The sequence below is a fragment of the Stutzerimonas kunmingensis genome, from assembly GCF_032106285.1.
Lineage (GTDB): Bacteria > Pseudomonadota > Gammaproteobacteria > Pseudomonadales > Pseudomonadaceae > Stutzerimonas > Stutzerimonas kunmingensis_B.
Genome location: NZ_DAMCPO010000001.1, coordinates 355,827 through 365,380, shown reverse-complemented (window position 1 = coordinate 365,380; position 9,554 = coordinate 355,827). Strand labels below are relative to the sequence as shown.

The window sequence follows — 9,554 nt, the reverse complement described above, 5'->3', positions numbered from 1 at the left end:
CAAAAGCAGCGAGGGCTGAAGTCGACCGGAAATACAGGGCTACTTCAGACCTTCCTTAGGACTCGGCAATACTCCAGACAGTCTTTCGTGCATGAATCTCATACCTTGAATAAACTCCGCAAATCGTTTGATCGAGAGCGGCAATTGATTTTCAATCGCCGCAATCCTGCGATCAGGTGGTAAGAATCAGCGTTCTCACGCTGGCGTGGTGTCCTGGCGGTCGGCACGCCGATGAATCAGGCGATACAAGGCCGGCAGTACCAGTAGCGTCAGCAGCGTCGAGGAAACAATGCCGCCGATGACGACAGTTGCGAGGGGTCGTTGCACTTCCGCGCCCGTTCCAACGTTGATGGCCATCGGTACGAAACCGAGGCTTGCAACCAGCGCAGTCATCAGCACCGGGCGTAGCCGCGTCATCGCGCCATTCACAATGGCATCCTGAATCGGCGCGCCATCGTGGTGCAGCTTGCGAATGAAGCTCACCATCACCAGGCCGTTGAGCACTGCCACACCGGATAGGGCAATGAAGCCGACCCCTGCCGAAATCGAAAGCGGAATATCGCGCAGCCACAATGCGGCAACGCCACCCGTCAGCGCTAACGGCACACCGCTAAAGACGACAGTGGCATCCCGGCCCGAACCGAAGGCCATGAACAGCAGGCCGAAGATCAGAACCAGTACAGCCGGTACGACGACGGACAGGCGTTGGCTAGCCGAGATGAGTTGCTCGAACGTGCCTCCGTAGTTGACCCAATAGCCCTCTGGCAGCGTGATTTCACGGCTTACGCGTTCACGCAGTTCTTCCACGAACGACCCTAGATCGCGTCCGCGCACATTGCTGGTGATAACGATCCGGCGTTTACCGTTCTCGCGGCTGATCTGATTGGGGCCGGGCGCCACTTCGATCGACGCAAGCTGCCCGAGCGGCACGTAGGCGGCTTGGCCCAGCCCGGCAGCAGCGCCGGCCGGAACCGGAATGGGCAGTGTCGCCAGTGCCTTCGGGTCTTGGCGTTGCGCTTCGGGCAGCCGAACTACGATATCGAATCGGCGATCGCCCTCAAACACCTGGCCGGCGACGGCACCGCCAAGGGCGATTGCCACCGTTTGCTGTACGTCGTCGATCGCCAAGCCGTATCGGGACAGCGCATCCACGTTCGGCGTGATCGTCATCAGCGGCAGGCCCGTAATCTGTTCGAGCGCCACGTCGGCAGACCCCTCGATACTCTCGGCCACGGCTTCAATCTTCGAGCCTATTTGGGCCAGTTGCTCCATGTCATCGCCATACACCTTGATCGCCACCTCGGCACGGACACCTGCGATCAACTCATTCATGCGCATCTGCACGGGTTGAGTGAACTCGTAGTTGTTGCCGGGAATGGCGTTCACCGCCTTCTCCAGTTCGGCAAGCAGTACGGCTCTCGGTTTGCGCGGATCGGGCCATTCGCTACGATCCTTGAGCATGATGAAAGTGTCAGCCACCGAAGGCGGCATGGGGTCAGTCGCAACCTCAGCAGTACCGATCTTGGCGACGACTTCCTCCACCTCTGGAAACTCCTTGATCCGCGCCTCCAACTGGCGCTGCATACCAATCGCCTGGGTCAGACTCGTTCCGGGAATGCGCATCGCGTGCAAGGCGATGTCACCTTCATCCAGATTGGGGATGAACTCGGTGCCCAAGCGCGTCGCAAGCAAACCAGATAGCACCACCAGCACTGCCGCCGCCGCGACGACGGCGACTCTCAGCTTGATTGCCTTCTGGAGAAGTGGCGCATAGAAGCGGCTGATGCCGCGCATCACCTTGGTTTCCTTCTCGGAAACCTTGCCGGTGACAAACAGTGCGACCGCAGCAGGCACGAAGGTCAACGACAACACCATCGCACCAGTCAATGCGATCACGACGGTGAGGGCCATCGGATGGAACATCTTTCCTTCCACACCAGACAACGCGAAGATCGGAAGGTAAACAGCCGTGATGATGAACAACCCGAACAGGGCAGGCTTGATGACCTCTGCGCTGGCGCTCGAAACCAGCGAGAAACGCTCATCACGGGTCAGCAGGCGACCGAGCTGGTGCTGTCGTTCACTGAACCTGCGCAAGCAGTTTTCCACGATGATGACCGCACCATCGACAATCAGGCCGAAATCCAGCGCGCCCAGGCTCATTAGGTTGGCCGAGATGCGGTTCTGCACCATGCCAGTGATCGTCAGCAACATGGCGAGCGGAATCACCGCAGCGGTTATCAGGGCTGCACGCAAGTTGCCCAGCAACAGGAACAGCACGGCGATCACCAGCAACGCGCCTTCCAGAAGATTCTTCTGCACGGTTGCGATGGTGCGATCAACGAGTTGAGTGCGGTCGTAAACCGCGTGCGCGCGGACTCCCTCGGGAAGTGTCGCGTCGATCTCAGCGAGCTTTTCTACTGTGCGCTGTGCAACTGCTCGGCTGTTCTCGCCAATCAGCATGAATGCCGTACCCAGCACGACCTCTTTGCCGTCTTTCGTGGCCGCGCCGGTTCGCAGTTCGCTACCCTCTAGAACTTCCGCCACGTCGCCAATTCGGAGTGGCAGTCCATCGCGCGTTGCCACGACAATTTTCCGCAGTCGCTCGATGTCGCGCACTTGTCCGGGGATGCGGATCAGGTACTGCTCGCCATGACGTTCGATGTAGCCGGCGCCGACGTTGGCGTTGTTCCGCGCGACGGCGTTCAGCACGTCGTTCATCGTCAACTCGTAGGCCAGCAGCTTGACCGGATCGGGCGTGATGTGGAATTGACGCACGTAGCCGCCGATGGTGTTGACCTCGGTGACGCCTTTCAGATTGCGGAGCTGCGGACGCACCGACCAGTCCTGCAACGTGCGCAGCGCGGTCGGCGTCCATATTTCCTCGTAGCCCTTTTCGGGTTCCAAGGTGTACATGAATATCTCGCCCAGGCCGGTTGCCACTGGCCCGAGAGAGGGATTCAGGCCCGCCGGAAGTTGCGAAGATGCCTGCTGCAAGCGTTCGGCGACCTGCTGACGGGCAAAGTAAATGTCAGTGCCGTCCTCAAAGACCGCAGTGACCTGCGACAGACCGTAGCGGGAAACCGAGCGGGTGTAGTCGAGCCGAGCGAGGCCAGCCAGCGCCGTCTCAACCGGGAAAGTGACGCGCTGCTCAGCCTCCATTGGCGAGTAGCCTGGCGCCTCGGTATTGATCTGTACCTGGACATTGGTAATGTCCGGTATCGCGTCGATCGGCAAGCGGCTGTAGTTCCAGATCCCCAGCCCGGACAGGGCGAGCACCAATAGAAGCACGAGCCAGCGATGCGCGATGGACGCGCGAATGATACGTTCGAGCATATCCGCGTCCTCAGTGATCGTGGCTTGCGCCAGACTTTTCGATGTCTTGGCGTATCAGGAAACTTTGCTCGGCCACGTAGTTCGTGCCGGGCTTGAGTCCTCCAGTCACCTCAACGTATTCACCATCACGATCGCCAAGTTCGAGCATTCGGACTTCGTATGTCTCGCCGACTTGCGTGAACACCACGGTGAAGTCGCGGAATCGCTGCAACCCCGACTCTTTTACCGCCAGCGGTACGTTGCGCGTGCCTACTGTGACCTCGGCTGCCACGGTCATACCTGGGCGCCAACGTCCCTCCAAGTTCGGGATGCTGACGCGGGCAATGACGCTCTGGCCGCTGCCGGCCACCGGCAACAGTCGCTGAATCTTTCCGCTGGCTTCGGTCTTCCCAGTCGCTGACCGGATTCGTACTGGCTGTCCTGGCTTTAGGGCTTCGGCATCGGTGCCAATGGCGCGCAGGTCGATCCATACGTTGGACGGGTCGGCCAGCTCGAACAGCGCACCTGCCTCGGCCACGTCACCGACGTTCGTATTGCGTGCGAGCACCACGCCATCGAACGGTGCGGTAATCGGGTAGGTACGCATACTGTCGTTGCCCTCTACGACGGCCAGCGTCTGGCCGCGGCGGACTCGCTCGCCCTGCTGCACGTTCACCGATCGCACGATGCCAGGGAAGCGTGCGCCAACCGCCGCGTGTCTGTCGGCATCTAGGACAACGGTTCCCATCAACCGCACAACGTCTCGGATGACTGCCGGCCCTGCTGATTCGGTTTTGATACCGGCATCCTTGGCGATGCCGGCCGGAATGCTTACGCGGCCCTCATAGGACTGGTAAGACCAAGTGGACTTCTTTCCGGCATGTTCGGCGGACACGGCGACATCGAACGAATGCGGCTCGATCACTTCACCGCTGCCGACCAGATAGTTGCCCTCTGGCGTGAACGTGAACTGGTTGACCTCGCCATCCAAACGGGAGAGTTTGATAGTCGCAACGACATCGGCGGGAGCGACTGGCTTGCCGTCGCGATAGGCGTAGAGCCTGTAATGCGGGGGCACATTGGTTTCGTAGATGGTGACTTCCAGGGCGAAGTCTCCATCACGGAGTAGTCGGCCATTGTTTGGCCCGCGCTCATAGCTTCCGCTGGCTTGGGCACTGGCCTCCTCTTTGGGTTTGTCGCCGCCAGGGCTGCATGCAGCGGCAAATACGCAAAGGAGTAACAGGGAGAGAATGCGAATCATGGTGCGGTGTCCTCAACGGTGGCGGTGAGGCGTTCCACCTCGACCAGCAGAAGGTGATAGCGGGTGGCGGCTTCGACAGCACGCGCACGCAGATCGAACAGCGTCCGCTGCGCTTGGGCCAGCGACAAATAAGAGAATCGGCCTTGCTCAAAGCCGCGACGAGTTGTTGTCAGGGCGCTTTCAGCCATAGGCAGCATTCGTGCGCGTAACGATTCAGCCTCTGTTCGCGCGTGCGTGAGTTCTTGATACTTGTCGAACAGGGTCTGGTGGCGCTCGAAGCGTTCGGCGTCACGCCGCGCTTCCAGCGCAGCAAGCTCCGCATTTGCCTGGGACACCGCGTATCCAGAGCGCGTCGGGCTACCCAACGGCACCGAGATCGACATCACCACGCCGTGATCCTTGAAGGCTTCCAAACGTCGCACGCCCAAGCTGACGTCAATGTTGGGTTTGGCTTCGGCCTCCGCGAGCCGGCGCCGGGCGCCGATGGTGTCGGCCCGCAAGCGCGAAGCCCACAGTTCCGGCGTCATAGGCAAACGGGTAGCCAACGTCTCGAATGGCGCCACGGTCGGCAAGGTTTGGAGGTCGCCGACGACTTCGCCGAAGTCGGGGGTCATTGCCCCCCAGCTCGCGGCCAAAGTCATCTTGGCGCTCGCCAATTCGAGTTCAGCACTCTCGCGATTGAGCTGCGCCTCAGCGACCGCAATATCGGCGGCCTGCAAATCCGACTCAGGATTGCGAGCGGCTTTTACCCACGCTGCAACCTCTCGACGGGTGCGCTCCGCTTGCTTGATACGCTCCTCGGCATACGTCAATCGCTGTTGCCTAGCGAGCACTTCAATGAAGCGGGCCGTAGTTGAACTGGCCAGGTCGATCCGCGTTTTGGTGGCCTGATGCTCTTGTTCTCTCAGTTCGGCTTGTCCCAGCGTTTGGCGAGCCTCGCGCTTGCCACCGAGTTCTATGACCCGACCGATGCGCAATGTCGTTTCGGCCGAGCGAATACCTCGCAGGTTGCCGTTCCCGGCGACGTTCTCTACCTCGCCGCCAATGGTGTAAGGCGGTGGCAGGGCTTCGCGCTGCGTGCGGGCTCGAACGGCCTGGAGTTGCGCCGTTTCGGCGGTAATGGATGGATGGGCGGCCAGCGCGCGGGAGACTGCTTCCTCCAACCGCAGGGGTTCGGCGGCTAGGGCTGCGGACGTACCGCAGGCTCCGACGAACACCAAGACTACTAAGCGGATCAAATTCATGAAAACCCTCACGACGACAACAGATGGCGAGCAAACGATTCCGCGTGACGACTTCCCGCGCACGCCGGAGCGGAATCGCCATAAGACCGATCGTCAATCGGTTTTTTGAGCAAAAAAACACAGCACGCGCGCATATGGACTTACCTCGTCATCACAGTGATGAGAGATTCGGTCACAGAATGCAGCCATCCTGTAGATAGGCTGCAAAACGCCAGAACAAGAATGCCTAGCATCGGCCCCAAGTATGAGACAGACGAGTGCTTGGGCGACAGCAACGCCTCGACACGCTCAGGGATAAAATCGGAAAAGAACGCCATCGCCAATGGCACCTGTTCCTTGGCGTGTTGCCGAAATATCTTCTCCACTGCAACGATGGTCTCGGCCACGGCGACAGGACACCCCACTTCGTTTGCAGCGGCAAAATCACAACGTTGTTCCAAGGCGAGTTCCAGATCACGCAACAACCGGCGACGAGTACCTGGCAACTGTATGCTCGACAACACGACAGCGATCAAGCGATGCAGCACATCGCGATTGGCGATGTGAGCCTGTTCGTGCGCCAACACCACACGCAATTGCGTTGGATCAAGTCGCCGCATCAACGAGGTTGAAAGCAGGATGTGGCCATGCCCGACGCCACAGGCCAGCGCCATAGGCTGATCGACATCAAGCACGCGAAGTTTGTCTGGGTGCCCCGGACGCCAGCTTAGGCGCACCATCGAGGCAAGGGTTCGCCGAGCACGCCAAAGACCCACTGCGGCCCGTGAAGCCAGCCAAGCCGCGTATCCCGCCAACAATGCCAATGCTCCCCATAGCCAAGCACTTTGCCCATTGCCGCTCGGGTGCCAAACGCACAGATGCAAGAGCGCGTCAGCGTGCGCAGAGCAGGTAGCGGCAAATCGGGCCGAACTATCAAACATCGACGGCATGGCAATGGTCAGGGCCGTGTAGGCAATACCCGCCAACGCAGGTGTTACCAGCATCCACCAAGATACCCTTGCTCGCTGAGAAGGTGCCTTTCCCCACAGCGCACGGCGCAATGGGCGCTCGAAGGCTCCAATCAGCAGGGTAAGCGTTACCGCCAGCACGAAGCCGGATAGCAATGCAAACTGAAGTAATGGGCCATAACTCGTCATCACGTCTGATCTAATTCAGCACGACGACGGGCAACCAACTCCTCCAGCCTCTTGAGCTGGTCGTCATCCGCCCTTGCAGCAAGATCGACAAAGGCGCTCAGCAACGCATCCGGCTGCGGGCCTGCGACACGACGCACCGTGGATTCCACCAGCTTCTGGATCAATTCCCGGCGGGAAACTCGCGCTGAATACTCATAGGCATGGCTGATCTTTTCGCGCTGGAGCATGGCCTTGCGAAATAGACGTTCCAGCGTAGATTGCACGGTGTTCAAAGAAATCGAGCGGGACTGCCCAATGCGCGCGTACACCGCCTTGGTATCGGACGGGCCGAAACGCCAGATGTCTTCGAGCACGGCGATTTCCAGATCGCCAAGTGTTGGTACGTTGTGATTGGTCAATGTTGTCGGCTCCGAGTTTTGACTCGAATTCAAGAGTATCCACCACAAAAAACCGACCGTCAATCGGTTTATTGTGCCGCCCCGTGCCGGACACTGCTATCGTGGAAGCTAACCAACGGCAGGCCCACGCTGCCGTCCTATCTCCCAGGACACCCCGCCGCCGCGCACCGTCGCGGCAAGCTGCTGCCCCAGCCGCTGTTCGATCACCGGCCGCCACGGCACCAGGCTGAATCCCTTGCCATCGTCGAGCATCGCGTAACGCCCGCTGGCGAGCATGACGGCGCGCCGGTAGATACCGGCCACACGCTGGCCGTCGCCCACAGGCCGATGCTCCAGGCCGGTGTCGGCGGCAATGTCCTTCGCGGCCTGCGTCAGTTCCCGGTTGCGCAGCGTGCCCAGCAGGTTGCGCGCCAGGATCACGCGCTGCCCGCGCCGCTCGGCCAGCCCCTGTTCGGCCAGGAAGTCGGCGCGCTGCTGCATCGCCTGCTTGGCCTCGCCGCCAAAGCCCAGATCGCCCAAGCCCGAGCCGCCGCCGATCAGTTGCTGGTCAAGCCAGGTGGCCCCGATCACGCGGGCCTGCCGCTCGATGGGCAGGTGCGATTTCAGCTCCACGGCCACGCCGCCCAGGCGCTGTGCGTCGTAGCGGCGGCCCTGCTCGGGCAGGTCATCCGGCACCTTCCATAGCCCCACGGCCACGCGCTCCACGATGCCGGCCCGGCGCAGGGCTTCGAGCCGGCGGACGTGGGCCGCAACGACTTCCTGCGGATCGCGGCCCGGCATGGCCTGCCCCTGTGCAATGGCGAGGTGGTGGTCGGTGCGGTACAGGCCATCGCTCGCCAGCGCGGCGATGTTTTTGTCGGCCGCGCGCACGTCGGCCGATCCCTTCACCTCCACCACCGCGCCGGTGGGATAGTTCGCCAGCTCGTCGCGGGCGTTGAGCGCGACGTAGTGGGCCTTGCCATCCACGCCGTCGATGACCAGATAGCCCCGGTCGCGCAACTCGTCGGCCAGCCCCTTCGCGGCCACGCGGCCGATGATGGTTCGGCCATCGTCTCCCGGTTCGAACACCGCCAGTTCGCGCGGCTCGCCGCGCATCGCCCGCTGCATGGTGCGGATGATGTCGCCACGTTCGCCCAGGGCGCGCAGGGTCTTTTCCGCGTCGGCATGGACGGCCCAGGTGCCCGGCTGCATCTCGTCGGCCAGGCCCAGGCGCTGCAAGCGTTGCAGCCGGCCGATCAGCAGCAGGCGCTGGCGTTGCAGCCGAGGTTCGTTGAAGCGTTCGATCTGCACCCGGCCATCCTCGCCGGCCTCGCGCTGCAACGTGCGGTCGAGGCTCGTCCACCGCTCTTGCTCCACCTCGCGCTGCAAGGTCTGCTGGATCTCCAGCTCGCTGCGCGGCCCCAGCCATTCGGTCGCCAGTTCTGCGGCGCGATGGCGGAAGCCATCGGCGATGTAGTCGCCCGCGATGATGAGGTCTTTGCCGGTGTCGTCGCGTCCGCGCACGACGATGTGCGTGTGCGGGTTGTCGGTGTTCCAGTGGTTGACGGCTACCCAATCGAGGCCCGTGCCCAGGTCGGCTTCCATGCGGCCCATCAGGTGCCGCGTGTAGGTGCGTAGGTCTTCCAGCTCGGCCCCATCCTCGGGCGAGAGGATGAAGCGGAAATGGTGCCGGTCGTCAGCGCAGCGTTCCTTGAAGGCGTCGAGGTCGGCGGCATCGGTTTGCGGCCCGTAGGCTTGGCCCGGCTCGCCATCGCGGCCCACACCGTCGCGCTCGATGTAGCGTAGATGCTTGGCGAGCGACTGCGGGCTGGCTTGGCGCTGGTTGACCAGCAGCGTCTTGATGGTCACGCGCCGCGACATGGGCGTCAGCTTGGCGCCGGCGAAGCGCGCCGCTGTGTGGCAGCGCCCGAGGCGCGAGCCGGGCCGCTGGCCGGTGCCCCTCCCGGTGCCGGTGCCGGTGGCAGTGCCAGGACGGCGCACAGCGGACTTGCCGCTGCTGGCCTTGCCCGCCTGCTTGAGCACCTTGGAGACGAAGCTCTGGTCGCGGTTCTTTGGGGCGCCGGGGCGGATGCGGAAATCGTCGTCGCGGCGGTCGGTCATGGCTGTGCTCCCTGCAAGCTCTGGCATGTCTGGTCGTGCGAAGCACGCGGACAAGCCTGCATTGGCGCGAGCCTCGCGCCCCACGCGGCACGGCGGCGAA

Annotated in this window: 6 protein-coding genes; all 6 read right to left on the bottom strand. The window is 62.1% G+C overall.

Features of this window, described 5'->3' with window-relative positions; translation table 11 throughout:
• Window positions 1–195: 195 nt before the first annotated feature.
• The gene (locus tag RT582_RS01690) at window positions 196–3,336 is read right to left on the bottom strand and encodes an efflux RND transporter permease subunit (protein ID WP_041014144.1); all 3,141 of its coding nucleotides are present in this window, start codon (window positions 3,334–3,336) and stop codon (window positions 196–198) included.
• 10 nt (window positions 3,337–3,346) lie between these two features.
• Complete coding sequence (locus RT582_RS01685; protein ID WP_003111093.1) at window positions 3,347–4,576, bottom strand: efflux RND transporter periplasmic adaptor subunit; 1,230 nt, start codon at window positions 4,574–4,576, stop codon at window positions 3,347–3,349.
• Window positions 4,573–5,820: a TolC family protein gene (locus RT582_RS01680; RefSeq protein ID WP_003111094.1), complete on the bottom strand. Its 1,248-nt coding sequence runs from the start codon at window positions 5,818–5,820 to the stop codon at window positions 4,573–4,575. Before RT582_RS01680 ends, RT582_RS01685 begins: the two co-directional genes overlap by 4 nt.
• A gap of 140 nt (window positions 5,821–5,960) precedes the next feature.
• Window positions 5,961–6,956 (bottom strand): M56 family metallopeptidase, encoded by a 996-nt coding sequence (locus RT582_RS01675; protein ID WP_020750882.1) that lies wholly within the window; start codon window positions 6,954–6,956, stop codon window positions 5,961–5,963.
• The gene (locus tag RT582_RS01670) at window positions 6,956–7,354 is read right to left on the bottom strand and encodes a BlaI/MecI/CopY family transcriptional regulator (RefSeq protein ID WP_020750883.1); all 399 of its coding nucleotides are present in this window, start codon (window positions 7,352–7,354) and stop codon (window positions 6,956–6,958) included. Before RT582_RS01670 ends, RT582_RS01675 begins: the two co-directional genes overlap by 1 nt.
• 108 nt (window positions 7,355–7,462) lie before the next feature.
• Window positions 7,463–9,454 (bottom strand): relaxase/mobilization nuclease domain-containing protein, encoded by a 1,992-nt coding sequence (locus RT582_RS01665; RefSeq protein ID WP_041014142.1) that lies wholly within the window; start codon window positions 9,452–9,454, stop codon window positions 7,463–7,465.
• Window positions 9,455–9,554 lie beyond the last annotated feature (100 nt).

Bases quoted from the DNA above. Each gene is read 5' to 3' on its own strand.
- RT582_RS01680 (WP_003111094.1), bottom strand. From the start codon at position 5,820: ATGAATTTGATCCGCTTAGTAGTCTTGGTGTTCGTCGGAGCCTGCGGT.
- RT582_RS01685 (WP_003111093.1), bottom strand. From the start codon at position 4,576: ATGATTCGCATTCTCTCCCTGTTACTCCTTTGCGTATTTGCCGCTGCA.
- RT582_RS01675 (WP_020750882.1), bottom strand. From the start codon at position 6,956: ATGACGAGTTATGGCCCATTACTTCAGTTTGCATTGCTATCCGGCTTC.
- RT582_RS01665 (WP_041014142.1), bottom strand. From the start codon at position 9,454: ATGACCGACCGCCGCGACGACGATTTCCGCATCCGCCCCGGCGCCCCA.
- RT582_RS01690 (WP_041014144.1), bottom strand. From the start codon at position 3,336: ATGCTCGAACGTATCATTCGCGCGTCCATCGCGCATCGCTGGCTCGTG.